Origin of the sequence: Streptomyces endophytica, from assembly GCF_026153355.1 — a bacterium.
Taxonomy (GTDB): Bacteria; Actinomycetota; Actinomycetes; order Streptomycetales; family Streptomycetaceae; genus Streptomyces; species Streptomyces endophytica.
Window position 1 is genome coordinate 3,887,734 of the sequence record NZ_CP110636.1, and the last position, 24,241, is coordinate 3,911,974.

Below are 24,241 nucleotides of genomic sequence, written 5' to 3' on the forward strand. Positions count from 1 at the left end.
AGGGTTTGCGCGGCCCCCGGCTGCCAGCTGTCCCGGATGACCGGCGGGTCACCCTCCCGACCGGTACCGTTTCCCCGTCCGCCGCCCCTCACTCCGTCCCACAGGAGCAGACCCGTCGTGCGTATCGCAGTCACCGGCTCCATCGCCACCGACCACCTGATGACCTTCCCCGGCCGCTTCGCCGACCAGCTCGTGGCCGACCAGCTGCATACGGTCTCCCTCTCCTTCCTGGTCGACCAGCTCGACGTCCGCCGGGGCGGCGTCGCCCCCAACATCTGCTTCGGCATGGGCCAGCTCGGCATCCGCCCGGTCCTGGTCGGCGCCGCGGGCACCGACTTCGAGGAGTACCGCGCCTGGCTCGACCGCCACGGCGTGGACACCCGCTCCGTGCGCATCTCCGAGGTCCTGCACACCGCCCGCTTCGTGTGCACCACCGACGCCGACCACAACCAGATCGGCTCCTTCTACACCGGCGCGATGAGCGAGGCCCGGCTGATCGAGCTGCAGCACGTCGCCGAGCGGGTCGGCGGCCTGGACCTGGTCCTGATCGGCGCGGACGACCCGGAGGCGATGATCCGGCACACCGAGGAGTGCCGCAGCCGCGGTATCCCGTTCGCCGCGGACTTCTCCCAGCAGATCGCCCGGATGGACGGCGAGGGCATCCGCAACCTCATGGAGGGCGCGGCGTACCTCTTCTCCAACGAATACGAGAAGGGCCTGATCGAGTCCAAGACCGGCTGGACCGCCGACGAGATCCTGGCGAAGGTCGGCACCCGGGTCACCACCCTCGGCTCCAACGGCGTCCGCATCGAGCGGGTCGGCGAGCCCACCATCGAGGTCGGCGTCCCCGAGGAGAAGACCAAGGCCGACCCCACCGGCGTCGGCGACGCCTTCCGCGCCGGCTTCCTGTCCGGCCTGGCCTGGGGCGTCGACCTGGAGCGCGCCGCCCAGATCGGCTGCATGCTCGCCACCCTGGTCATCGAGACCGTCGGCACCCAGGAGTACGAGCTGCACCGCAGCCACTTCATGGACCGCTTCACCAAGGCGTACGGCCACGAGGCCGCGGCCGAGGTCCAGCAGCACCTCGCTGCCTGACCCGGCCGGCCCGGGCCGGGCCCACGCCCGGCCCCCCTGCACGTCAGACGCGGCGCCGCACCACATACGCGGCGCCGCGTTCGGCCGCCCGCTCTCCCACGTACTCCTGGTCGCGCATCCCGCACCAGGCGGGGATGTCCTGCCGGGCGGCCTCGTCGTCGGAGAGCACCGTCACCGTCCCGCCGACCGGCACCTGCCCGATCGTCTTGGCCAGCTCGATGACCGGGATGGGGCAGCGCCGTCCGAGCGCATCGACGACGACGCCCTCGGGCTCTTCGGCGGCAGCCCCGGCGGGCTCCTCCGCGACGGCCGCCGACGGCTCCCGCGGCGCGCTTCCCGGTGCGGCCACCGGCGCCTCGGCCGCCACCCCCAGCCGCTCCCGCACCGACCGCACGACCCCCGGCAGCACCTCCAGGAACCGCTCCACGTCCGCCTCGGCCGTGCCGTACGGCAGCGAGACCCGGACGTTCCCCTCGGACAGCACGCCCATCGCGCGCAGTACATGGCTCGGCGTCAGCGTGCTGGACGTACAGGATGATCCGGACGAGACGGAAAAGCCGGCCCGGTCGAGCTCGTGCAGCAGGGTCTCCCCGTCGACATAGAGACAGGAGAAGGTGACGAGGTGGGGGAGGCGGCGCACCGGATCGCCGACCACCTCCACGTCCGGGACCAGCTCCGGCAGCCGGGTGCGGATCCGGTCCACCAGCTCCCGCAGCCGGGCCGCCTCGGTGTCGGTCCCCGGCCCGGACCGCAGCGCGCGCAGCGCGGCCGCGGCCGCGACCACCGCCGGGATGTTCTCGAAGCCGGCGCTCCGGCCGGACTCCCGCTCGTCCCGCGGCCCCTGGGGCGCGAACCGGGTCCCCTTGCGGACCGCGAGCACCCCGACGCCGGGCGGGCCGCCCCATTTGTGGGCGCTGGCCGCCAGCAGGGACCAGGCACCGGGCACCGGCCCCCACGCCAGTGACTGCGCGGCGTCCACCAGCAGCGGCACCCCGGCCTCCTGGCACAGCTCGGCCACCTCCTCGACCGGCTGCTCGGTGCCCACCTCGTGATTGGCGGACTGCAGGGCGACCAGCGCGGTGTCCGGGGTGAGCGCGGCCGCGACGTCCCCGGCGGCCACCCGGCCGGTACGGTCCACGGCCAGCTCCGCGACGGTCCCGCCGGCCGCGGCATGGGCCTCGGCGGCGTGCAGGACGGAGGAGTGCTCGACGGCGGAGTGCAGCAGCCGGCGGCCGGTGCGGCGCCGGCCGGCCAGCGCACCGGCCACTCCGGTGTGCACCGCCTGGGTACCCGAAGGGGTGAAAACCAGCTCGTCCGGGCGGCAGCCGACGGCCTCGGCCGCGGCCTCCCGGGCGGCGTCCAGCAGCAGCCGGCCGCGCCGGCCCTCGCGGTAGAGCCGGGCCGGGTCGGCCCAGCCCTCGTCGAGCGAGGCGAGCAGCGCCTCACGGGCGACGGGATGGAGGGGAGCGGCGGACGCGGCGTCGAAGTAGGGCACGTACCCGACGTTAGTCCCCCGGGCGGCGGCCGGCGGTGGGCCCACCGGAGTGGTCCGTTCCACCCGCCTGCGGGCCGGGGCCGGGCACGCCGTCAGATGCCTGGTGGGAGCGGGTAATCGGGTGTCCGGAGGGCGGTCCACGAGGGGCCCGGCCACCCCTTAGGGGTGGCGCGCGGCGCGTTGGGCACCCTCCCCGCGCGACCCCAAATAGCGTCCAGTAGGGTTTGGTCCGCATAAACATCCAAACCCCTGCCCGACGCAGGGCGGCGACCGACCAGCGAGTAAGGCCGCAGCCGACCGCTCGGGCGAGACTCTCGGGAAGGCGCTACGTGAGTCCCAACGGCTCCGACCGCTCGTCGCGGCGCCCGATGCGGCGGAAGCTGCCGCAGGTGCTTGCTGCGGGCCTGGTCCTGGCGACCGCTACTGGTTGCACATATAAGGACTTCCCCCGCCTCGGCATGCCAACGCCCGTCACCGACGAGGCGCCGCGGATCCTCTCTCTTTGGCAGGGCTCCTGGGCCGCCGCCCTCGCAACGGGCGTGCTGGTGTGGGGCCTGATCATTTGGAGCGTGATCTTCCACCGCCGCAGCAGGACCAAGGTGGAGGTCCCCGCGCAGACCCGGTACAACATGCCGATCGAGGCGTTGTACACGATTGTCCCCTTCATCATCATCGCGGTGTTGTTCTACTTCACCGCGCGTGATGAGAGCGCGCTCCTGAAGACCTCCAAGAAGCCGGACCACGTCATCAACGTGGTGGGCTTCCAATGGAGCTGGGCGTTCAACTACCTGGAGAACGTGGACGGCAACAAGTCGACCACCAACATCAACTCCAGCGCGCTCTCCGCGATCCCGGACAAGTGGAAGAAGACCGCACCGGCCGGTGCCGACGGTGTCTACGACACCGGCACCCCGGGCGAGCGCAACCCGCAGACCGGCAACCCGGGCCCGACCCTGTGGCTGCCGAAGGGCGAGACGGTTCAGTTCGTGCTGACCTCGCGCGATGTCATCCACTCCTTCTGGGTGGTGCCGTTCCTGATGAAGCAGGACGTCATCCCGGGCCACACCAACGTCTTCGAGGTGACCCCCAACAAGGAGGGCACCTTCATGGGCAAGTGCGCCGAGCTCTGCGGCGTCGACCACTCCCGGATGCTCTTCAACGTCAAGGTCGTGTCCCCTGAGCGGTACCGGGCGCACCTGAAGGACCTGGCGAAGAAGGGCCAGACCGGATACCTGCCGTCGGGCATCAAGCAGACGGATCACGCCAGGAATGCGGAGACGAAGAACCAGTGAGCATCCTCAACGAACCTCAGGGTGCCGCCGCCGATACGGCTCCGGCTGCACCGCCCGTACGCAAGAAGCAACCCGGTATCGCTGCCGTGAAGTGGCTGACGACCACTGACCACAAGACCATCGGCACGATGTACCTGGTCACGTCGTTCGCGTTCTTCTGCATCGGCGGCCTGATGGCGCTCCTCATGCGCGCCGAACTGGCCCGTCCCGGCACGCAGATCATGTCGAACGAGCAGTTCAACCAGGCGTTCACGATGCACGGCACGATCATGCTGCTGATGTTCGCGACGCCGCTGTTCGCCGGTTTCGCGAACTGGATCATGCCGCTGCAGATCGGCGCGCCCGACGTGGCGTTCCCGCGGCTGAACATGTTCGCGTACTGGCTGTACCTCTTCGGCTCGCTGATCGCGGTGGCCGGCTTCCTCACCCCGCAGGGTGCCGCCGACTTCGGCTGGTTCGCCTACTCCCCGCTGTCGGACGCGGTCCGCTCGCCGGGCGTCGGCGCCGACATGTGGATCATGGGTCTGGCCTTCTCCGGCTTCGGCACCATCCTCGGTTCGGTCAACTTCATCACCACGATCATCTGCATGCGTGCGCCTGGCATGACGATGTTCCGGATGCCGATCTTCACCTGGAACGTGCTGCTGACCGGTGTGCTGGTCCTGCTGGCCTTCCCGGTCCTGGCCGCCGCGCTGTTCGCCCTGGAGGCGGACCGTAAATTCGGTGCCCATGTATTCGACGCCGCAAATGGCGGAGCATTGCTCTGGCAGCACCTCTTCTGGTTCTTCGGACATCCAGAGGTGTACATCATCGCGCTACCGTTCTTCGGCATCATTTCCGAGGTCATTCCGGTGTTCTCCCGGAAGCCGATGTTCGGTTACATCGGTCTGATCGCGGCGACGATTTCGATCGCCGGCCTTTCGGTCACGGTGTGGGCGCACCACATGTACGTCACCGGTGGCGTGCTGCTGCCGTTCTTCTCCTTCATGACGTTCCTCATCGCCGTTCCGACCGGTGTGAAGTTCTTCAACTGGATCGGCACGATGTGGAAGGGCTCGCTGTCCTTCGAGACGCCGATGCTCTGGGCGGTCGGCTTCCTGATCACCTTCACCTTCGGTGGTCTGACCGGCGTCATCCTGGCCTCGCCGCCGATGGACTTCCACATCTCCGACTCGTACTTCGTCGTGGCGCACTTCCACTACGTCGTCTTCGGAACGGTCGTCTTCGCGATGTTCTCCGGCTTCCACTTCTGGTGGCCGAAGTTCACCGGCAAGATGCTCGACGAGCGCCTGGGCAAGATCACGTTCTGGACGCTGTTCATCGGCTTCCACGGCACGTTCCTCGTCCAGCACTGGCTGGGTGCCGAGGGCATGCCGCGTCGGTACGCGGACTACCTCGCGGCCGACGGCTTCACGGCGCTGAACACCATCTCGACGATCAGCTCGTTCGTGCTGGGCCTGTCGATCCTGCCGTTCCTCTACAACGTCTGGAAGACCGCCAAGTTCGGCAAGAAGGTCGAGGTCGACGACCCGTGGGGCTACGGCCGTTCGCTCGAATGGGCGACGTCCTGCCCGCCGCCGCGGCACAACTTCCTCACCCTGCCGCGCATTCGTTCCGAATCCCCGGCGTTCGACCTGCACCACCCGGAGATCGCGGCCCTCGACGCGCTGCACAACGGCCACGGCACTGACGAGGACAAGGCCATCGCCGGTGGCAAGGAGGCGGGCAAGTGAAGATCCAGGGCAAGATGTTCATCTGGCTCTCCGTCTTCGTCCTGGCCATGGCGATCGTCTATGGCGTCTGGTCGAAGGAGCCCGCGGGTACCACCGCACTGTTCCTCGCCTTCGGCCTGTGCATCATGGTCGGCTACTACCTGGCCTTCACGGCCCGGCGGGTCGACGCGGGTGCGCAGGACAACGAGAACGCGGAGGTCTCCGACGACGCCGGTGAGCTGGGCTTCTTCAGCCCGCACAGCTGGCAGCCGCTGTCCCTGGCCGTCGGTGGTGCGCTCGCCTTCCTGGGCGTCGTCTTCGGCTGGTGGCTGCTGTACTTCTCCCTCCCGGTGATCCTCGTCGGCCTCTTCGGCTGGGTCTTCGAGTACTACCGCGGCGAGAACCGCACGCAGTAGGCGCTTCAGGCGCCAAAAGCACGGCAACACGCCGTACCGCGGGCCCGGACACCTCAACAGGTGTCCGGGCCCGCCCCGTTCGGGGGAGCGGGGGGTACCCGTTTGCAGTCCTCCAGCGCGCTGGAGCAGGTGATTCTTCATATTTTTGGGGCATGAGTCACAGACCTCGAACCCGGACGGTGCTGAGCTGCGGCCTCCTGCTCGTGCCCCTCGCGGTGAGCACCGCCGCGTGCGGGGGCTCGGCGTCGGAACCGCTCTCCGCCAATCCCTACGACGCGGGCGACCAGATCACCGCCAACACCCCGGACGGAAAGCAGAAAGCCGACCCCGACAAACCGATCGAGGTCTCCGTCAAGGATGACGACGCGCGGATCACGGACGTGACCGCCACCGATTCCACCGGCCGCTTCGTACGCGGCGAACTGAGCGCCGACGGCAGGCACTGGCGCACCACGGTGCCGCTGGCCGCCGGAAGCCGCTACACGGTGCGGGTCAGCACCGAGGAGGACGACGGCACCCCCGGCCGCAAGACGCTGGTGGTGCACACCACCGACGCGGACGGCCAGTTGACCGCCACCTTCGGTCCCGAGAGCGGCGAATACGGCGTCGGCCAGCCGGTCACCGCCGAGCTGAGCCGCCCCATCAAGGACCCCAAGGCCCGGGCCATCGTCGAGAGCGCCCTGAAGGTCGACTCCATGCCGCGCGTCGAGGGCGCCTGGCACTGGGTGGACGACAAGAAGCTGCACTTCCGCCCGAAGGTCTACTGGCCGGCCCACGCCACCATCTCGGTGCACAGCAACCTGACCGGCCTGAAGATCGCCAAGGGCCTCTACGGCGGCCCCTCCAAGCCCGTCAGACTCACCACCGGCGACCGCCTGGAAGCCATCACCGACGCCTCCGCGCACCAGATGACCGTGCTGCGCAACGGCACGTCCATCAACACCATCCCGGTCACCACCGGCAAGCCCGGCTTCTCCACCCGCAACGGCGTCAAGGTCATCCTGGGCAAGGAGAGCTTCGTCCGGATGCGCAGCTCCACCGTCGGCATCGCCGCCGGCAGCTCGGACTCCTACGACCTGCCGGTCTACTGGGCCACCCGGGTGACCTGGAGCGGGGAGTACGTGCACGCCGCGCCCTGGTCCGTCGGCTCACAGGGCGCGGCGAACGTCAGCCACGGCTGCACCGGCATGTCCACCGGCAACGCCCAGTGGTTCTTCAACACCGTGCGGGTCGGCGACATCGTCAAGGTCATCAACAGCGGCGGCGACACCATGACGCCGTTCGACAACGGCTTCGGCGACTGGAACATGCCCTGGAAGGAATGGCGCGCCGGCAGCGCCCTCAAGAACGCGTCCAGCACCACAGGAGCCGCCGAGCGCCAGCAGGACCCCGGCTCGGACGCCCGACTGCGCCCGAAGATCTGAAAGGGCCGCCACGCGGCACCCAGCGGCTCGCCGGCCCGCGCCTCAGACCTGTACGAGGTTCTTGCGGCGCAGCAGGCCGGCCAGGGCGTCCGCGAAGGCCACCGGGTCGATCGGATGGGTCACCGCCGCGTCCGCGCGGCTCCAGGTGGCCAGCCAGGCGTCCTGCGGGCGGCCGATCAGCAGCAGCACCGGCGGGCACCGGAAGATCTCGTCCTTGATCTGCCGGCAGACCCCCATGCCGCCCGCCGGCGCGGTCTCGCCGTCCAGCACGCAGACGTCGATGCCGCCCTGCTCCAGGGCCTCGAGGACCGCCGGTGCGGTGGCGCACTCCAGGATCTCGATCTCGGGGGCATCGGCGGCGGGGCGCCGGCCGGCCGCCAGCCGGACCTGCTCGCGGGTGCCCGCGTTGTCGCTGTAGACCAGCACCGTGGCAGTCGCCTGCATCGTTCCTCCACGCTCTTCGTAGCGGCACAGCATCGGGTGGGGCTGATGGGCCGGATGCTACTCCCGCGGCGGGCCCCCGCAGCAGGGGGCGAAAGGGGCGAAGATCTGCCCGACGGCCCGTCAGGGCCGGGCCCGCGCGGGCCGGGGGACCGTACCGGCGGCCGGCCTTCCCCCCTTCGGGCGACGCCGGAAATGGGCCGTACGAGCAGGGCATACGTCCTTGACACACCGAACGGCACCCCCCGGAGTGAGGGCGGGATAAGCGACCGACATAATGTCGGTCGTGGCGACAGCAACGACAGTAGAAACCGGGCACGCGCACCCGTCGGTCAATCGGCCGAACCTCACCAGCGTCGGAACCATCATCTGGCTGAGTTCCGAGCTGATGTTCTTCGCGGCCCTCTTCGCGATGTACTTCACCCTTCGATCCGTGACCGGAGAGGCTTATTGGAAGGAATCCGCCAGCGCGCTGAACCTTCCGTTCTCCGCGACCAACACCACGATCCTGGTGCTCAGCTCGCTGACCTGCCAGCTCGGCGTTTTCGCGGCCGAGCGCGGCGACGTCAAGAAGCTCCGGGCCTGGTTCGTGGTCACCTTCGTCATGGGTGCCATCTTCATCGGCGGTCAGGTCTTCGAGTACACCGAGCTGGTCAAGCACGAGGGCCTGTCGCTCTCGTCCGGCCCGTACGGCTCGGTGTTCTACCTGACCACCGGATTCCACGGACTGCATGTGACGGGCGGTCTGATCGCCTTCCTGCTGGTCCTGGGCAGGACGTACGCGGCCAAGAGGTTCACCCACACGCAGGCCACCGCGGCCATCGTCGTGTCCTACTACTGGCACTTCGTCGATGTCGTCTGGATCGGCCTCTTCGCCACGATCTACCTGATCCGCTGACCGGTCCCACCGGCCTCACAGATCAGACAGACATAGCCAAAGCATCGACGCAGAAGATCCTGACACCGGGGTAATCCGTGAAAAAGCTCTCCGCACGACGGCGCCATCCGCTGGCGGCGCTCGTCGTCCTACTCTTCGCGCTGGCGGTCACCGGGGGCTGTACGCCGCGTTCGCGCCGGCGGACAAGGCTCAGGCCGATGACACCGCCCAGTCCCTTGCCATCAAGGAGGGCAAGAAGCTCTACGCCGTGGGCTGTGCCAGCTGCCACGGCACCGGTGGTCAGGGCACCACCGACGGCCCGAGCCTGGTCGGTGTCGGTGCCGCAGCCGTCGACTTCCAGGTCGGTACCGGCCGCATGCCGGCTCAGCAGCCCGGCGCCCAGGTGCCGCGGAAGAAGCCGATCTACAACAACGCCCAGCGCGAGCAGCTGGCGGCCTACGTCGCGTCGCTGGGTGCCGGCCCCACCATCCCGGAGAAGTCGCAGTACAACTCCGAGGGCGCCGACATCGCCAAGGGCGGCGAGCTCTTCCGCACCAACTGCGCGCAGTGCCACAACTTCACCGGTAAGGGCGGCGCCCTCACCGACGGCAAGTTCGCACCGACGCTCGAGGGCGTGGACCCGAAGCACATCTACGAGGCCATGGAAACCGGCCCGCAGAACATGCCCTCCTTCGGTGACGGCTCGCTGAGCAAGCAGAACAAGAAGGACATCATCGCGTACCTCGGCGCCGTCAACGGCGATGAATCCGAGAGCCCCGGCGGCCTCGACCTCGGCGGTCTCGGTCCGGTCAGTGAGGGTCTCTTCGGCTACATCTTCGGCCTGGGCGCGCTGGTCGCGGTCGCCATCTGGGTCGCAGCCCGGACTACGAAGGCCAAGAAGTCATGAGCGAGACTGGACGACACGAAGACGTGCCAGAAGAATTTCTGCCCGGTGAGCGGGAGGCTCACGAAGGAGCGGTGACCCCGGCGGACGACCCGTTCGCCGACCCGGGTCTGCCGGCCCACGAGCACCGCGCCCAGGACATCGACGAGCGGGCCGCCAGGCGCTCCGAGCGCACCGTCGCCCTGCTCTTCCTGGTGTCCATGATCGCCACGGTGGGCTTCATCGCCTCCTACGTGGCCATCCCGATCGACAAGATCGTGTACATCTGGCCGATCGGCCACATCAGCGCGCTGAACTTCGCGCTGGGCCTGACGCTGGGTGCCGCCCTCTTCTGCATCGGCGCCGGCGCGGTCCACTGGGCCCGCACGCTGATGTCGGACGTGGAGGTCGCCGACGACCGCCACCCGATCGAGGCCAGCCCCGAGGTCAAGGCCAAGGTCCTGGCGGACTTCAAGGTGGGCGCCGAGGAGTCGGGATTCGGCCGCCGCAAGCTGATCCGCAACACGATGTTCGGTGCGCTGGCCCTGGTGCCGCTCTCCGGTGTCGTCCTGCTGCGTGACCTCGGGCCGCTGCCCGGGACGAAGCTGCGCACGACGAACTGGAAGAAGGGCGTCCGCCTGGTCAACCAGTCCACCAACCTCCCGCTGCGTCCCGAGGACATCGCGGTCGGCTCCCTGACCTTCGCCAAGCCCGAGGGCTTGGAGGAGGACCAGGAGGACTTCAACGAGAAGATCGCCAAGGACGCCCTGATGCTCGTGCGGATCCAGCCGCAGAACATCAAGGACAAGCAGGAACTCGCGTGGTCCCACGAGGGCATCGTGGCCTACTCGAAGATCTGCACCCACGTGGGTTGCCCGATCAGCCTGTACGAGCAGCAGACGCACCACGTGCTCTGCCCCTGCCACCAGTCGACGTTCGACCTCTCCGACGGCGGTCGGGTGATCTTCGGTCCGGCCGGTCACGCCCTGCCGCAGCTGCACATCACGGTGAAGGACGGCTTCCTGGAGGCCGCCAGCGGTTTCGAGGAGCCCGTCGGCCCGAGCTTCTGGGAGCGCGGATGAGTAACGAGACAAGCGCGACCACGCGCCGCGGCCAGGCGCCGCGGGGCGAGCGGATCGCCGACTGGGCGGACGGCCGGCTGGGCATCTACAGCCTCGCCAAGTCCAACATGCGCAAGATCTTCCCGGACCACTGGTCCTTCATGCTGGGCGAGGTCGCGCTCTACAGCTTCATCATCATCATCCTGACCGGTGTCTACCTGACGCTGTTCTTCCACCCGAGCATGGCCGAGGTGACCTATCACGGTTCCTACGTGCCCATGCAGGGGATCCGGATGACCCAGGCCTTCGAGTCGACGCTGGACATCAGCTTCGACGTCCGGGGTGGTCTGCTCATCCGCCAGATCCACCACTGGGCGGCGCTGGTCTTCCTGGCCGCGATGATGGTCCACATGATGCGGGTGTTCTTCACCGGCGCCTTCCGCAAGCCGCGCGAGGTCAACTGGCTGTTCGGCTTCCTGCTGCTGGTGCTCGGCATGTTCACCGGCTTCACCGGCTACTCGCTCCCCGACGACCTGCTCTCCGGCACCGGCGTGCGGTTCATCGAGGGCGTCATCCTGGCGATGCCGCTGGTCGGTTCGTACCTGCAGATGTTCATCTTCGGTGGCGAGTTCCCCGGGCACGACATCATCCCGCGGTTCTTCACGGTCCACGTGCTGCTGCTGCCGGGCATCATGCTCGGCCTGCTGGTGGCGCACCTGATCCTGGTCTTCTACCACAAGCACACGCAGTTCCCGGGTGCCGGCAAGACCAACACCAACGTCGTCGGCATGCCGCTGCTGCCGGTCTACATGGCCAAGGCCGGAGGCTTCTTCTTCCTGGTCTTCGGTGTGATCTCGGTGATCGCCGCGGTCGCCAGCATCAACCCCGTGTGGGCCATAGGGCCGTACCGGCCGGACCAGGTCTCCACTGGTGCGCAGCCGGACTGGTACATGGGCTTCGCCGAGGGCCTGGTCCGTGTCATGCCGGGCTGGGAGTGGAACTTCTGGGGCCACACCATCAACTTCGGTGTGCTGATCCCGATCCTCCTCTTCCCGCTCGTCCTGGTCGCCATCGCGGTCTACCCGTTCGTCGAGTCCTGGGTCCGCGGTGACAAGCGTGAGCACCACATCCTGGACCGCCCGCGCAACGTGCCCACCCGCACCGGCTTCGGTGTGGCCTGGCTGATCGCGTACTTCGTGATGCTGATCGGCGGCGGCAACGACCTGTGGGCGACCCACTTCCACCTGTCGATCAACTCGATCACCTGGTTCGTCCGGATCGCGTTCTTCGTCGGGCCGGTGCTGGGCTTCATCGCCACCAAGCGGATCTGCCTGGGTCTGCAGCGGCGCGACAAGGACAAGGTGCTGCACGGCCGCGAGTCCGGCATCATCAAGCGCCTGCCGCACGGTGAGTTCATCGAGGTCCACGAGCCGCTCGACCAGGAGCAGCTGCACTTCCTGACCCAGCACGAGCAGCCCGCGCCGCTGGAGCTGGGCCCGGAGGTCGACGAGAACGGCGTCCGCCGCAAGATCAAGCGGACGCAGAAGCTCCGCGCCAAGCTCTCCAAGGGCTACTACGGCGAGGACAACGTGATCCCCAAGCCCACGGTCGAGGAGTACAAGGAGATCACCAGCGGCCACGGCCACCACTGATCCCTTGCGCGCCTCGTAGCGCACCGTAGGTAGTACGCCACCCAGAGGGCCCCGTTCCGAGCATCGGACGGGGCCCTCCGGCATATGGCCCCTCTCGATAGGGTGACGACATAAGCAGGAACAAACCAGGAGCGTGGACCATGAACGTTGTGACCCCGATTGGCGGCGACAGCGTGGCGGCTCACACCTGGCCGGGCATCCTGAACGCCCTGCTCGACGGCCGCGACCTCACCGCCGACGACACCGCCTGGGCGATGGACCGGATCATGCGGGGCGAGGCCAGCGACGCCCAGATCGCCGGCTTCGCGGTGGCCCTGCGCGCCAAGGGCGAGACCGTCGCGGAGATCTCCGGCCTGGTCCGGACGATGTACGCGCACGCCCGGCTGATCGAGGTCCCGGGCCCCAGCGTCGACATCGTCGGCACCGGCGGGGACGGCGCCAAGACCGTCAACATCTCCACGATGTCCTCGATCGTCGTGGCCGGCACCGGCGCCAAGGTCGTCAAGCACGGCAACCGCGCCGCGTCCTCCGCCAGCGGCGCCTCCGACGTCCTGGAGAAGCTCGGCGTCAACCTCGACCTCACCCCGCAGCGGGTCACCGAGGTGGCCCAGGAGGCCGGTATCACCTTCTGCTTCGCGGTGAAGTTCCACCCCTCCCTCCGGCACGTCGCCAACGCCCGCGGCCAGCTCGGCATCCGCACCACGTTCAACGTGCTCGGCCCGCTGACCAACCCCGCCCGGGTGAAGGCCCAGGCGACCGGCGTCGCGGATGCCCGCATGGCGCCCATCCTGGCCGGCGTGCTCGCCGAGCGGGGTTCCTCCGCACTGGTCTTCCGCGGCGACGACGGCCTCGACGAGCTGACCACGACGGCCACCTCCCGGGTCTGGATCGTGCGGGACGGCACGGTCCGCGAGGAGTCCTTCGACCCCCGCGACGTGGGCATCCCCCTCGTCCCCGTCGAGGCGCTGCGCGGTGCGGACGCCTCGTACAACGCGGACGTCGCCCGTCGGCTGCTGGACGGCGAGACCGGCCCGGTCCGCGACGCGGTGCTGCTGAACTCCGCGGCCGCGCTCGTCGCGCTGGAGCCCTCGGACGCCCCGCTGACCGACCGCATCCGCCTCGGCATCGAGCAGGCCGCCGCGTCGATCGACTCGGGCGCGGCCAAGCGGGCGCTGGAGCGCTGGGTGGCCGCCAGCAACGCCTGAGCGCGCGGTGACGCAGCGTGTGACGCAGGGCTCAGTCCGTCATGTGGACTGAGCCCTTGCGGCTAAATGCTCTTGTGGCATGATGCTGCGCAGGTCACGAGTGACAGCGACACAGGCCCCGGCCCGCTGTCCGGCAACCCTCCTTCCGTGGCGGGGTGCCCCGGGTGATGACCAGGCCGCAGGCAGCGAGGTCTGCGGCAAGCGCGGATCCCTCGCCAGGGATCCTGGTCCCCGAGGGAGAACTTCCGTGAATCAGCGAATGCGATAGGGCTCAACGGCCCCTTTTTCCGCACCCTTTTTCCTTTCACGCTGCGCAGTGCGCCGCGCGCTCCGGCATACCCGGACAGCGCCGCCGCCACCTCCTTCCGCAGCGAATTCGCTTATGCCTTACGGGAGTTCGCCATGTCTGTTTCCGCCGTTGCCGCCGACCGTTCCGTCTGTGCCCCGCTGCCCGTCCTCGGCCGGGACGTCCTGGTCCCGCTCGTGACCGGCGGCGAGGTCGACTACGCCGCGCTGGACTACGCCGCCAGCGCCCCGGCACTGCAGCGGGTCTGGGACGACGTGGCCGCCTACGCCCCGTACTACGGCAGCGTGCACCGCGGTGCCGGATACCTCTCGCAGCTCTCCACCGACCTCTTCGAGAACAGCCGCCGCACGATCGCGGAATTCCTCGGCTGCCGCATCGAAGGGGGCCCGGGCGAAGCCCGGTCGGGCAAGGGCGGTGATGGGCGACGGGAGGGAGACCAGGTCGTCTTCACCCGCTCCACGACCGACTCGCTCAACCTGCTCGCCGCCGTACTCCCGCAGGACACCCGGGTGTTCGTCTTCGAGACCGAGCACCACGCGTCGCTGCTGCCGTGGGAACAGCGCGCCGACCTGACGGTCACCTACCTCAACGCCCCGCGCACCCCGGAGCAGGCCGTCGCGACCCTGGAGCACGCGCTCGCCGACCGCGAGCCGTACGGCCCGGCCCTGGTCTGCGTCACCGGCGCCTCCAACGTCACCGGTGAGCTGTGGCCGGTCCGCGAACTGGCCGCCGCGGCGCACGCGCACGGCGCCCGGATCGTCCTCGACGCGGCCCAGCTCGCCCCGCACCACCCGGTCGACCTCGCCGAACTGGACGTCGACTGGGTCGCCTTCTCCGGCCACAAGCTGTACGCGCCGTTCGGCGCGGGTGTCCTGGCCGGCCGTGCGGACTGGCTGCAGGACGCCGACCCGTACCTGGCGGGCGGCGGCGCCAGCCGCAAGGTCTCGCGCCGCGCGGACGGCGGCGTCGATGTCGAATGGCACACGACGGCCGCCCGCCACGAGGCCGGCTCGCCCAACGTCATCGGCGCCTACGCCATCGCCTCCGCCTGCAAGGCGCTCACCGAGGCGGGCTTCGACACGCTCGTCGCCCGCGAGCAGGAGCTGATCGCGCGGGTCCGCGCGGGGCTGGCCGAGGTCCCCGAGGTACGCGTCCTCTCCCTCTTCGGCGACGATGCCCCGCGCGTCGGCGTGCTCTCCTTCGTGGTGGACGGCTGGAACAGCTCGCACTTCGCCGCCGCGCTCTCCGCCGAGTACGGCATCGGCGTCCGCGACGGCCTGTTCTGCGCGCACCCGCTCGTCCGCACCCTGCTGGGCACCGACCCGCAGGACCCCGGCGAGTGCGGCGCCCCCGACGCGGCCCCCGGCGAGAGCTCCCTCAACGCCATCCGCGTCTCCTTCGGCGCCGGCACGCCCGACGAGCACGTCGACCGCTTCCTGCGAGCGGTCAAGGAACTCGTCTCCGACGGGGCACGCTGGAACTACCGCACGGAGGACGGCCGTTGCGTACCGGCAACGGCTTGAGCCCCACGTACCTGGCTTTCCCGCCGCGGGTGTTGTTCGCCGTTGCGCGCTTTGCGGCGCCTCCCACGTACCTTTCTGCGGCGCCGCGGTTGTTGTTCGCCGTTGCGCCTGCGGCGGGCTGGGTGGTTGTTGGGTGCGGTGACGGGCCTCCGGGGCCGGTTGTGTGGACTGCTGACGCTTTACGTCCACACAACCGGCCCCTCCGGCCCGTCCCCTCCCGTGAGAGGGAAAGTGAAGGACGGTGGGGGTGCACGTAATGCCCACGCGCCCGCAGGCAGCAGACCGGGTCCGCCCCCGACCAGCTCAGAAACTCCCACTCACGGGAGGGGCTGGACCGGAGGACGAAGTCTGGAGGGCCGGCACCGCACCCGACAACACCACGCCCGCCGCCAGGCGCAACGGCGAACACGCCCCGCGGCGGGAAAGACGGGTACGTGCGGGGCGCCGCAAAGCGCAGCGCCCCGCGGCGGGAAAGCCAGGTACGTGGGGGGCTAGGCGTCCAGCCCAATGGCAAAGGCAGCCTCAAGGTCATGCTGCGAGTACGTGCGGAACGCGATGTGCGTCTCCGTGGAGGCGACGCCGGGGATCTTGCTGATGCGGCCGGGGATGACGTCCGCGAGGTCGTCGTGCTTGGCGACGCGGACCATCGCGATCAGGTCGTGCGCGCCGGTGACGGAGTAGACCTCACTGACCCCTTCCAGCGCGGCGATCTTCTCGGCGATCTCCGGGATCTGGTCCACGCTGGTCTTGATGAGCACGATCGACGTGATCACGGCTGGCTCTCTCCCTCATTCGCCCGGACGTTCCCGCTGGTGGACCCCACACTATCCCTCCGGTAGCGCAGCCATGCGTAGAGGAAGCCCAGGGCGAAGCCGATCACGTGGGCGAGGTACGCGACGCCGGGGCCGTTGGGGTCGTCCTGGGCGGCCTGCCATTGGAGGAAGAACCAGAAGAGCAGGACGACCCAGGCGGGGAAGCGCAGCGGGAGGAAGAAGAGGAAGGGGAAGACGCTGGTGACCCGGGCCCGGGGGAAGAGGTACAGGAAGGCGCCGAGGATGCCGGCGATCGAGCCGGAGGCGCCCACCAACGTCTGGCCCGAGGCGGCGTGCGCGGCCGCGTAGCCGAGCAGCGCGAGGTAGCCGATGATGAGGTAGAAGGCGGCGAACGGCAGCCGGCCCATCCGCGCCTCGGCCATTCCGCCGAAGACGTAGAGAAACAGCATGTTGCCGAGCAGGTGCAGCCAGCTGCCGTGCACGAACAGCGCGGAGAGCGGGGTGATCAGCGCCCGCAGGGAACCGCTCCACAGCTCCACGGGGACCACGCCCCACCGCTCGAAGTACGCGGTCTGGGCCCGCAGCAGTGCGTCGCCGGTGCCGTACGTCCGGTTCAGGCCCGAGGCGGGGCCGAGCACGAAGACCGCACAGCACAGGGCGATCAGCACGTTCGTCAGCCGGGAGAACACCGCGGCCAGGGACCGGGCCGGATGCGGTGGGCGGGGGAGCGGGCCGGAGGAGCGCGGCGTACGGAAGAAGAGCCGGGGAAGGGAAGGACGAGAAGAACGGGGAGAACGGGGTGGGGGAGCCGGCGCCGTCATGAAGTGATCATGGCGTAATGCGGGCAATCGGGACAGAGTGCCTCGCCGCGTCCCGGCTCCCGGGCAGCGCCGCACCCGCCCCCCATCAGGCCGTAGGGTTGCAGGCAGTACTTTGCGTACTTCCGCAGTCCGACGGCGCACCGCGTGAACGGCGCAGCAGCAGCACGACCGACGAGCACGAAAGAGGACGACACGATGGCTGTTCCCCTGCCGACGGCCGAAACCCGGTGGCGCTGCACGCTGTGCGGCAACCTCACCCGTTTCGATGTGACCCGCCAGGCCAAGGTCGTGGAGTACATCCACCTGGATCTGGCCGGCGAGCCCAAGGTGGAGGAGCGCGAGGTCCTCAGTGAGAGCATCGAGTCCGTGCGCTGCCGCTGGTGCAACGCGGTCGACCAGATCGAATTGGTGGACCGGCCGGGCGCGAGCGCCTGAGATCGGAGCGATGCAGCCGTGGTGGACCGTCCAGAAGGGGAGCCGGGGGCCGAGCGTCATGACGTACCCGAGGGTGCGGCGGACGAGGTGCTCGACCGACCGCTGCCCGAGGGCGTACGGCGCCGTGTCGTGGCGCTCACCGCGGAGTCGTTCGGCGCGCTGACCGTCGCCGAACTCCCGGCCCCGCTGCGGCAGTACGCCCGGTTCACCCCGACTCGCCGGGCGAAGTTCGCCGGGAACGCGATGGCCGCGGCGCTGGAGAGCGACGCGGTCTTCCGGCAGCGGATCGCGGGGAAGCTGCGCGAGGCCCAGCCGGAGCTGGCCGAGGCGCTGGAGAGCGGCACCCCGCCGGCCGCCGCCGATCCGCTCGACGTCGCCGCGGCCGCCTATGTGCTGCGCCCGGACGGCTGGGTGAAGCTGGTCGCGGCGGCCGGCGAGGAGGCGCAGCGGGCGCGCGACGAGCGGGCCGGTGCGGAGGCCGAGCGGGAGCTGGCCCGGCTGCGCGAGGAACTGGCCCAGGCGCGCGGCGAGGCCCGTACGGAGACCGAGCGGATCCGGGGCGATCTGGAGGCTGCCCGCCGGGAGAACGAGTCGCTGCGCCGCAAGCTGCGCAGTGCGCTCAGCGACGTCAAGCGCGGGGAGGCGGCGGTCCGCAAGGCGGAGGCCGCGCTGCTCGACGCGCGGGACCGGGCGGCGACGGAGAAGACCGCGGCGGACAGCGAGGTGCGCCGGCTCAAGGCCCGGATCGCCGAGGCCGAGGCCGCGCTGGAGACCAGCCGGCGGTCCGCCCGCGAGGGGCGCAGCGTCGAGGACATGCGGCTGCGGCTGCTGCTGGACACGGTGCTCGACGCCGCCCAGGGGCTGCGCCGCGAGCTGGCCCTGCCGCCCGCCAGCATCCATCCGGCCGACACCGTCGAGGCGGTCGCGCCGGGCCGGATGACGCCGAAGGACATCGCGACGCGTGCGCTGTCCGAGATGGACCCCGCCCTGCTGGACCAGCTTCTGGCGCTGCCCCAGGCGCATTTGGTGGTGGATGGCTACAACGTCACCAAAACCGGCTATCCGACCATGCCGCTCGACAAGCAGCGGCTGCGGCTGCTGGGCGGTCTCGCGGTGCTGGCGGCGCAGACCGGTGCGGAGATGACCTGTGTCTTCGACGGTGCGGAGCTGGCGGCGCCGGTGCTGCTCGCACCACCGCGGGGCGTACGGGTCCTTTTCAGCAAACCGGGCGTAACGGCCGATGAGTTGATTCGTCAGCTGGTACGGGCCGAACCGCCCGGCCGGCCGGTCGTGGTGGTCTCCACGGACCGCGAAGTGGCGGACGGTGTGGCCAAGGCCGGCGCCCGCCCGGTCGCATCGGCCCTGCTGCTCAAGCGACTTGCCCGTACGTGACGCCGGGCCGGCAATGCTTTCCGGCCGGAAGTAATTCGCTTGACCTGCGCCACCACTCCGTATCTGAGCGTCAATTGGTGCTCACTGCCTGTGTGATGTTGGTAAAGGATGGGGCTGGTGGCGCAGTTTTTTCCCCTGAGGATTTGAAGCGATCACAGCTCGGTTACTAAGGTCAGGGCCCGAGCCTTCATTAAGGTGATCATCCACCCGGGATGAACAGTGAAGGTACCGCCGAGTCCGCAGCGTTCCCGCGGAGCCGGGGTTCACCCCCCCACCCGGTAGGCGGCTGGAGGAAGAAGGAGCTCGCCCCCGTGGCGTCCCACCGTCGACCCAAGCAGCCGAGCCGTACTCGCGTCACCGTGCTCACCGCCACCGCCGCGGCGGCCGTCGCCCTGTCGTCCCAGGTCGCCCAGGCCGACCCCCACCAGTCGAAGAAGGACGTCAAGTCCGAGGTCGACAAGCTCTACAACGAGGCGGAGCAGGCCACCGAGAAGTACGACGGCGTCAAGGAGCAGCAGGACAAGCTCCAGAAGGAGGTCGACGACCTCCAGGACAAGGTGGCCCGTGGGCAGGGCGACCTGAACCAGCTCCGCAAGAGCGTGGGTGCGGTCGCCTCCGGCCAGTACCGCAGCGGGTCCATCGACCCCTCGGTCCAGCTGTTCCTCTCCGGCGATCCGGACAGTTACCTCGAAAAGGCCGCCACCCTCGACCAGTTGAGCGGCAAGCAGGCCGAGCAGCTCAAGGTCATCGCGGAGAAGCAGCGCCAGCTCGCCCAGGAGCGCGCCGAGGCCGCCGCCAAGATCAAGGACCTCGCCGACACCCGTAAGGCGCTCGGCGACAAGAAGGACGAGATCAAGGGCAAGCTCGCCAAGGCGCAGGCGCTGCTCAACTCCATGACCGCCAAGGAGCGGGCGGCCATGCAGGCCAAGGAGGACCGCGCCAACCGCAGCAACGAGCGGGTCAACCTCGGCGACGACGTGCCGGCTTCGCAGCGCGGGGCGGCCGCCCTCGCCGCCGCCCAGTCCAAGATAGGTTCGCCCTACGTCTGGGGCGCCACCGGCCCGTCGTCCTTCGACTGCTCCGGTCTGACCTCCTGGGCCTACGCGCAGGCCGGCCAGTCGCTGCCGCGCACCTCGCAGCAGCAGGCCAACGCCGGTACCCGGATCGCCTCGGAGAGCGCCCTCAAGCCCGGCGACCTGGTGCTCTTCTACAGCGACCTGCACCACATCGGCCTCTACGCCGGCAACGGCACGGTGCTGCACGCCCCGAAGCCCGGTGCCTCGGTGCGCTACGAGTCGATCAACAACATGCCGTTCGCATTCGGCGTGCGCGTCTGAGAACGTACGAGGCTCTGAGAACGTACGAGGCCGCTGTTCACCGGTGTGACCAATGCGCCGGTGAACGGGTCTGAAAAGCCTCACAACCCTCTCAACCTGCCGCCCGAACGGGCGAATTGCGGCCTCCACGGCTGACCTGCCGCCCCGCCGGTGACCTGCACAGTCACCGGCGGGGCGGCTTTTTGCGTACGAAATGGGGTCTTTGGCCGGTGTGGACCGGCGCCGTTACTGTCTGCCCTCGCAGCATCCGGTCACCGACCGCCCTCCCGGGCGGCAGGGGCTGCACAGGGGAAGGAGTGCGGCTCCCGTGGTGTCCCACCGCCGTATCCCGCAGCACGGCCCGGCCACCCTCGCCGGGGTCACCGTTCTGTCGGCCGCTCTGGCGACCGCGGCCGCCGCGCTGTCGGCACCGCCGGCGTCCGCCGACCCCGCCGCCCGTCCGGCCGCCGGCCGGGGCGCGGCCACCGCCCGGGTCGACGCCCTCTACGAGCAGGCGGAGCGGGCCACCGAGAAGTACGACGGCGCGGACGCCCGGACCAGGAAGCTGCGGGCCGAGGTGGCCGACCTCCAGGACCGCACCGCCCGCGCCCAGGAGCGGGTCAACCGGATGCGCGGCCGGCTCGGCGCGCTGGCCGCCGCCCAGTACCGTGCCGGCGGCATGGACCCGGCCCTGAAGCTGATGCTCTCCGAGCGCCCCGACAGCTACCTGGAGAAGGCCTCCGCGCTGGACCGCCTCGGCCGCCACCAGGCCGGCCGGCTGCACGAACTGCGGGCCGCGCAGCGCTCCCTGGAACAGCAGCGCCGGGAGACCGCCGCCAAGCTCGCCGAGCTGGAGGCGAGCCGCGAGCAGGTCGCCCGCCACAAGAAGGACGTCCAGCGCAAGCTGGCCACCGCCCAGCGGCTGCGGAACGCGCTGCCGCGGGCGGACCGGGAGGCCTGGGAGCGGGCCGCCCGCAGCGAGGGGCACGCCGGGGCGGTGCGCGACCCGGCCGGGTCGGTGCCGGTCTCCGGACGGGCCGCCGCGGCCGTCGCCGCGGTACGCGCCGCGGTCGGCTCCCCGTACGCCTGGGGGAGCGCCGGCCCCGGCGCCTTCGACTGCTCCGGACTCACCCAATGGGCCTACCGCCGGGCCGGCGTCTCGCTGCCCCGTACGTCACAGGCCCAGCGCGGCGCCGGACACCGGGTGCCGCTCGGCCGGATCCGGCCCGGGGACCTGGTCATCTACCGCTCGGACGGCAGCCACGTCGGGATGTACGTCGGCCATGGCCAGGTCGTGCACGCGCCCTATCCCGGCGCCCGGGTGCGCTACGACCCGGTCGGGATGATGCCGATCTCGGCGGTCACCCGGCCCTGAACGCCGCTTCCTGCGTTTTTGCCCCGGCCGGGCCCGCTCTACGATCGTCCGCATGTCAGACCAGCGGGCGAAACGGCCGGTACGGGCCGGGGCGGCGGCCTGCGCCGCCCTGAGCGGCCTCGCGCTGCTCGCCCCGCTGGCCGGCTGCGCCCCCGGACCCTCGTCGTCGGCCCGCTTCCCGGACGTCCAGCGGATGCTCGACAGCCGGGCGCACGCCGTCGAGCAGCGCGACGAGGCCGGCTTCCTGGCCGCCGTCGACCCGCGGGCCACCGCCTTCCGCGCCCGCCAGCGCGGCGTCTTCGGCAACCTCTCCGGCGTCCCGGTGACCGACTGGCACTACGACCTCGACGCCACCGACGCCTTCCCGCTGCCGCCCGGCAACGGCGGCGAGCGGCTGGCCGCCAAGGTCCGGCTGCGCTACCGCCTCAAGGGCTACGACACCGCGCCGGTCAACGCCGTCCAGTACCTCACCCTCACCGAGCGGGACGGCCGCTGGCTGATCTCCTCGGACCGCGACGGCGCACCGGCCGGCCGCAGCGGCAACCGCCAGCTGTGGGACCAGGGGCCGGTACGGGTGGTCCGTGGCCGGCACAGCGTGGTGCTGGGCGGTGCCTCCCACCCCGCGCGGCTGCGGGACCTGGCGCGCCGGGTGGACCGGGCGGTGCCCGCGGTCTCCGCCGCCTGGAAGGGCACGTGGTCCGAGAAGGTCGTGGTGGAGGCGCCGGACTCGGTCGAGCGGATGGCGCAGCTGATGGGCAGCGACGACCCGTCCGGCTACACCGGCATCGCGGCGGTCACCACCGGCGAGGCGGGGGTCACCACCAACGCGCCGGCGGACCGCGTGATCGTCAACCCCGACGCCTACGAGGAGCTCAACGACCTCGGGCGCAAGGTGGTCCTCACCCACGAGACCACCCATGTCGCCACCCGTACGGTCACCACGGCGAGCACCCCGCTGTGGTTGTCCGAGGGCTTCGCCGACTGGGTCGCCTACCGCGGGGTGCACCGCAAGCCCGCCACCGCCGCGCCCGAGCTGACCCGCGCGGTGCGGGCCGGCAAGCCGCCCGGCCGGCTCCCGACCGACGCCGACTTCGGCTTCCGGGCCGGCGCCGACCGGCTGGCGACGGCGTACGAGGGCAGCTGGCTGGCCTGCCGGATGATCGCCGAGAAGTGGGGCGAGGCCAAGCTGCTGGCGTTCTACAAGGCGGCGGGACGGAGCGCGCTGCGCACCTCCGCGGCGACCGGGGACGCGCCGATCGAAGTGGCCACCGCCGGGCCCGCCCCGGCCCGCCCGGGGCCCCCGGCCGCCGGTGCCGGCCACCGCCCGGCGGCCGGCCGCACCGAGCTCACCGACCGGGCCCTGCGGGCCCAACTGGGCGTCGGGCTGGGGGAGTTCACCCGGCAGTGGCGGGCTTATGTGAAGCGGCTGCTGGGGCGGTGACGGTGCGCGGCGCGGGCGCCCGGCGCAGGCCGGAGCCGCCGCGTCCGGTGCCCCGCCGGCCCGCGCCGGTGGCGGTCCACAGCCGGCGGCAGGCCAGCAGCGACGCGGCGACCAGCAGCCCGTTGCGCACCGCGAGCAGCGCCACGCCCCACGGGGCGCTCGCCACCACGTCGGCGAAGTGGACCGGGAACTCCAGCAGCGTGACGCCGGTGGCGAGCAGCACCAGCACCGCCGCCGGTGTCTGCCGGGTGCCGCGTACGGCCAGGCACACCGCGGCCAGTCCCACCAGCCACAGCAGGTACTGCGGGCTGATCACCCGGCTGGTGGTGGTGAACAGCAGGGTGGCGGTGAAGGCCGCGTCGGCGGGCGTCGCCCGGGTGAACCGGCGCGCCCGCGTCCGCCACAGCACCAGCCAGCCCAGCGCCGCCCCGCTCAGCATGACGGCGAGGGTGCTGACGAGCGGGACGCCGGGCCCGAGGAACTCCACCGAGCCGTAGTTCAGCAGCACCTGGCCGTCCCAGCCGTAGTGGCGGGCGAAGTGGAACACCAGCCCGCCGAGCGACTCGACCTCCGTACCGCGGTCGCGCTGGAAGGTCAGGAACGCCAGGGCGCCCGGTGCGGCGGTCACGAAGAGCAGGGTGAGCCCCGCCGCGGTGCCGGCCGCGCTCCGCCACAGGACCCGCGCCCGGCGGCCGCGCAGCGCCGCCCCGGCCAGCAGCAGCGCCGGCCACACCTTCAGCAGCGTCCCGAACGCGATCAGCGCGCCCGCCACCCGGGGCCGGCGGGCGGCCGCCAGCAGCGCCGCGACCGCGACCGCGGTGACCATCAGGTCGTAGCGGGCGTACCCGGTCGGGCCGAGCAGGGCGACGCCGACGATCCACACCCAGGCCCCGGCCGCCCGGTGGCCGGGCCTTCGCCCGGCCCGCAGGAACAGCGCCAGCGTCGCCGCGTCCGCGAGCAGCACCAGGACGAAGAACGCCGGGGCGTAGCCGAGGAACGGCAGCAGGCCGGGGGAGAGCACCGCCAGCGCGGCGGCCGGCGGGTACTGCCAGGTCACGTCGGCCAGCGGGAAGGTGCCGGTCCTCAGCACCTCGGCCCAGCCGTGGTAGATCACCGAGACGTCGGTGGTGACGTCCGGCCCCGGCAGCACCAGCACCTTCAGCACGCAGAGCAGCAGCACGGCCCGGGTCACCGCCCAGGCCGCGACCGCGAGCCACCTCCCGCGCGCCCCGCCGGCGCCGTCCATCGCCACCTCCGCCTGTCCGCCGTCGTCTGCATCATGCCGTCGGCGGCCGGTCACGGGGC

20 protein-coding genes, 1 pseudogene and 1 riboswitch are annotated in these 24,241 nt (G+C 70.7%); of the genes and pseudogenes, 16 read left to right on the top strand and 5 right to left on the bottom strand.

What is annotated here, in order from left to right:
* Positions 1–117: 117 nt before the first annotated feature.
* The gene (locus OJ254_RS17335; protein ID WP_265363057.1) at positions 118–1,095 is read left to right on the top strand and encodes a carbohydrate kinase family protein; all 978 of its coding nucleotides are present in this window, start codon (positions 118–120) and stop codon (positions 1,093–1,095) included.
* Positions 1,096–1,138: 43 nt separating this feature from the next.
* Here OJ254_RS17335 and OJ254_RS17340 read toward each other — a convergent pair whose 3' ends face one another.
* Positions 1,139–2,590 carry a cysteine desulfurase/sulfurtransferase TusA family protein gene (locus OJ254_RS17340; RefSeq protein ID WP_265363058.1) on the bottom strand — a complete coding sequence of 484 codons (1,452 nt, stop codon included), beginning with the start codon at positions 2,588–2,590 and terminating at the stop codon, positions 1,139–1,141.
* Between the two features lie 329 nt (positions 2,591–2,919).
* On the opposite strand from OJ254_RS17340, the gene ctaC reads away from it, so the two are divergent.
* From ctaC to OJ254_RS17360, 4 genes are all read left to right on the top strand, one after another.
* A complete protein-coding gene (gene ctaC / locus OJ254_RS17345) occupies positions 2,920–3,882 on the top strand; it encodes an aa3-type cytochrome oxidase subunit II (protein ID WP_265363059.1) in 963 nt (320 codons plus the stop codon).
* Complete coding sequence (ctaD, locus tag OJ254_RS17350; protein WP_265363060.1) at positions 3,879–5,615, top strand: aa3-type cytochrome oxidase subunit I; 1,737 nt, start codon at positions 3,879–3,881, stop codon at positions 5,613–5,615. The genes ctaC and ctaD overlap by 4 nt, the downstream gene beginning before the upstream one ends.
* The gene (locus tag OJ254_RS17355; RefSeq protein ID WP_030083935.1) at positions 5,612–6,010 is read left to right on the top strand and encodes a cytochrome c oxidase subunit 4; all 399 of its coding nucleotides are present in this window, start codon (positions 5,612–5,614) and stop codon (positions 6,008–6,010) included. Before ctaD ends, OJ254_RS17355 begins: the two co-directional genes overlap by 4 nt.
* A gap of 152 nt (positions 6,011–6,162) precedes the next feature.
* A complete protein-coding gene (locus tag OJ254_RS17360; protein ID WP_265363061.1) occupies positions 6,163–7,434 on the top strand; it encodes a L,D-transpeptidase in 1,272 nt (423 codons plus the stop codon).
* Between the two features lie 42 nt (positions 7,435–7,476).
* Here the strand turns inward: OJ254_RS17360 and OJ254_RS17365 are convergent, their stop codons facing one another.
* Positions 7,477–7,878 carry a DNA-binding transcriptional response regulator gene (locus tag OJ254_RS17365; protein ID WP_261951956.1) on the bottom strand — a complete coding sequence of 134 codons (402 nt, stop codon included), beginning with the start codon at positions 7,876–7,878 and terminating at the stop codon, positions 7,477–7,479.
* A 274-nt stretch (positions 7,879–8,152) separates the two neighbouring features.
* Between OJ254_RS17365 and ctaE the strand changes: the two genes are divergently transcribed.
* The 6 genes and pseudogenes from ctaE (at position 8,153) to OJ254_RS17395 (ending at position 15,383) form a co-directional block, all read left to right on the top strand.
* Positions 8,153–8,773 carry an aa3-type cytochrome oxidase subunit III gene (ctaE, locus tag OJ254_RS17370; RefSeq protein ID WP_201801954.1) on the top strand — a complete coding sequence of 207 codons (621 nt, stop codon included), beginning with the start codon at positions 8,153–8,155 and terminating at the stop codon, positions 8,771–8,773.
* A gap of 77 nt (positions 8,774–8,850) precedes the next feature.
* Positions 8,851–9,659, top strand: a pseudogene (qcrC, locus tag OJ254_RS17375) (cytochrome bc1 complex diheme cytochrome c subunit).
* Positions 9,656–10,717 (top strand): cytochrome bc1 complex Rieske iron-sulfur subunit, encoded by a 1,062-nt coding sequence (qcrA, locus tag OJ254_RS17380; protein WP_265363062.1) that lies wholly within the window; start codon positions 9,656–9,658, stop codon positions 10,715–10,717. Before qcrC ends, qcrA begins: the two are co-directional and overlap by 4 nt.
* Positions 10,714–12,348 (top strand): cytochrome bc1 complex cytochrome b subunit, encoded by a 1,635-nt coding sequence (gene qcrB / locus OJ254_RS17385; RefSeq protein WP_265363063.1) that lies wholly within the window; start codon positions 10,714–10,716, stop codon positions 12,346–12,348. The genes qcrA and qcrB overlap by 4 nt, the downstream gene beginning before the upstream one ends.
* A 140-nt stretch (positions 12,349–12,488) precedes the next feature.
* Entirely contained in the window at positions 12,489–13,553 is a 1,065-nt protein-coding gene (gene trpD / locus OJ254_RS17390) for an anthranilate phosphoribosyltransferase (RefSeq protein ID WP_265363064.1), read from the top strand.
* Positions 13,554–13,645: 92 nt separating this feature from the next.
* Positions 13,646–13,763: riboswitch (SAM riboswitch) on the top strand.
* A 192-nt stretch (positions 13,764–13,955) separates the two neighbouring features.
* Positions 13,956–15,383, top strand: a complete 1,428-nt coding sequence (locus OJ254_RS17395) for an aminotransferase class V-fold PLP-dependent enzyme (RefSeq protein WP_265363065.1) — start codon at positions 13,956–13,958, stop codon at positions 15,381–15,383.
* Positions 15,384–15,874: 491 nt separating this feature from the next.
* Here OJ254_RS17395 and OJ254_RS17400 read toward each other — a convergent pair whose 3' ends face one another.
* Both OJ254_RS17400 and OJ254_RS17405 read right to left on the bottom strand, forming a co-directional pair.
* Positions 15,875–16,156, bottom strand: a complete 282-nt coding sequence (locus OJ254_RS17400; RefSeq protein ID WP_030415457.1) for an Lrp/AsnC family transcriptional regulator — start codon at positions 16,154–16,156, stop codon at positions 15,875–15,877.
* Positions 16,153–16,833: a rhomboid family intramembrane serine protease gene (locus OJ254_RS17405; protein ID WP_265365202.1), complete on the bottom strand. Its 681-nt coding sequence runs from the start codon at positions 16,831–16,833 to the stop codon at positions 16,153–16,155. Before OJ254_RS17405 ends, OJ254_RS17400 begins: the two co-directional genes overlap by 4 nt.
* Positions 16,834–17,172: 339 nt before the next feature.
* Here OJ254_RS17405 and OJ254_RS17410 point away from each other — a divergent pair, with 339 nt between their 5' ends.
* The 5 genes from OJ254_RS17410 to OJ254_RS17430 all read left to right on the top strand — a co-directional run bounded on the left by OJ254_RS17410 (position 17,173) and on the right by OJ254_RS17430 (position 22,936).
* Complete coding sequence (locus OJ254_RS17410; RefSeq protein ID WP_261951962.1) at positions 17,173–17,412, top strand: hypothetical protein; 240 nt, start codon at positions 17,173–17,175, stop codon at positions 17,410–17,412.
* Between the two features lie 18 nt (positions 17,413–17,430).
* Complete coding sequence (locus tag OJ254_RS17415; RefSeq protein ID WP_265363066.1) at positions 17,431–18,804, top strand: NYN domain-containing protein; 1,374 nt, start codon at positions 17,431–17,433, stop codon at positions 18,802–18,804.
* A gap of 311 nt (positions 18,805–19,115) precedes the next feature.
* Positions 19,116–20,141 carry a C40 family peptidase gene (locus OJ254_RS17420; RefSeq protein WP_265363067.1) on the top strand — a complete coding sequence of 342 codons (1,026 nt, stop codon included), beginning with the start codon at positions 19,116–19,118 and terminating at the stop codon, positions 20,139–20,141.
* 307 nt (positions 20,142–20,448) lie between these two features.
* Positions 20,449–21,495, top strand: coding sequence for a C40 family peptidase (locus OJ254_RS17425; RefSeq protein WP_265363068.1), 1,047 nt, complete (start codon positions 20,449–20,451; stop codon positions 21,493–21,495).
* A 52-nt stretch (positions 21,496–21,547) separates the two neighbouring features.
* Positions 21,548–22,936 carry a hypothetical protein gene (locus OJ254_RS17430; RefSeq protein ID WP_265363069.1) on the top strand — a complete coding sequence of 463 codons (1,389 nt, stop codon included), beginning with the start codon at positions 21,548–21,550 and terminating at the stop codon, positions 22,934–22,936.
* Here OJ254_RS17430 and OJ254_RS17435 read toward each other — a convergent pair.
* Positions 22,890–24,182: a glycosyltransferase 87 family protein gene (locus OJ254_RS17435; protein WP_265363071.1), complete on the bottom strand. Its 1,293-nt coding sequence runs from the start codon at positions 24,180–24,182 to the stop codon at positions 22,890–22,892. The two genes, OJ254_RS17430 and OJ254_RS17435, sit on opposite strands and share 47 nt — an antisense overlap.
* Between the last annotated feature and the right edge of the window lie 59 nt (positions 24,183–24,241).

Coding starts and splice junctions, on each gene's coding strand:
- trpD (WP_265363064.1), top strand. CDS start 12,489: ATGAACGTTGTGACCCCGATTGGCGGCGACAGCGTGGCGGCTCACACC.
- OJ254_RS17430 (WP_265363069.1), top strand. CDS start 21,548: ATGTCAGACCAGCGGGCGAAACGGCCGGTACGGGCCGGGGCGGCGGCC.
- OJ254_RS17365 (WP_261951956.1), bottom strand. CDS start 7,878: ATGCAGGCGACTGCCACGGTGCTGGTCTACAGCGACAACGCGGGCACC.
- qcrA (WP_265363062.1), top strand. CDS start 9,656: ATGAGCGAGACTGGACGACACGAAGACGTGCCAGAAGAATTTCTGCCC.
- OJ254_RS17360 (WP_265363061.1), top strand. CDS start 6,163: ATGAGTCACAGACCTCGAACCCGGACGGTGCTGAGCTGCGGCCTCCTG.
- OJ254_RS17435 (WP_265363071.1), bottom strand. CDS start 24,182: ATGGACGGCGCCGGCGGGGCGCGCGGGAGGTGGCTCGCGGTCGCGGCC.
- OJ254_RS17395 (WP_265363065.1), top strand. CDS start 13,956: ATGTCTGTTTCCGCCGTTGCCGCCGACCGTTCCGTCTGTGCCCCGCTG.
- ctaE (WP_201801954.1), top strand. CDS start 8,153: ATGTCGGTCGTGGCGACAGCAACGACAGTAGAAACCGGGCACGCGCAC.
- OJ254_RS17410 (WP_261951962.1), top strand. CDS start 17,173: ATGGCTGTTCCCCTGCCGACGGCCGAAACCCGGTGGCGCTGCACGCTG.
- qcrB (WP_265363063.1), top strand. CDS start 10,714: ATGAGTAACGAGACAAGCGCGACCACGCGCCGCGGCCAGGCGCCGCGG.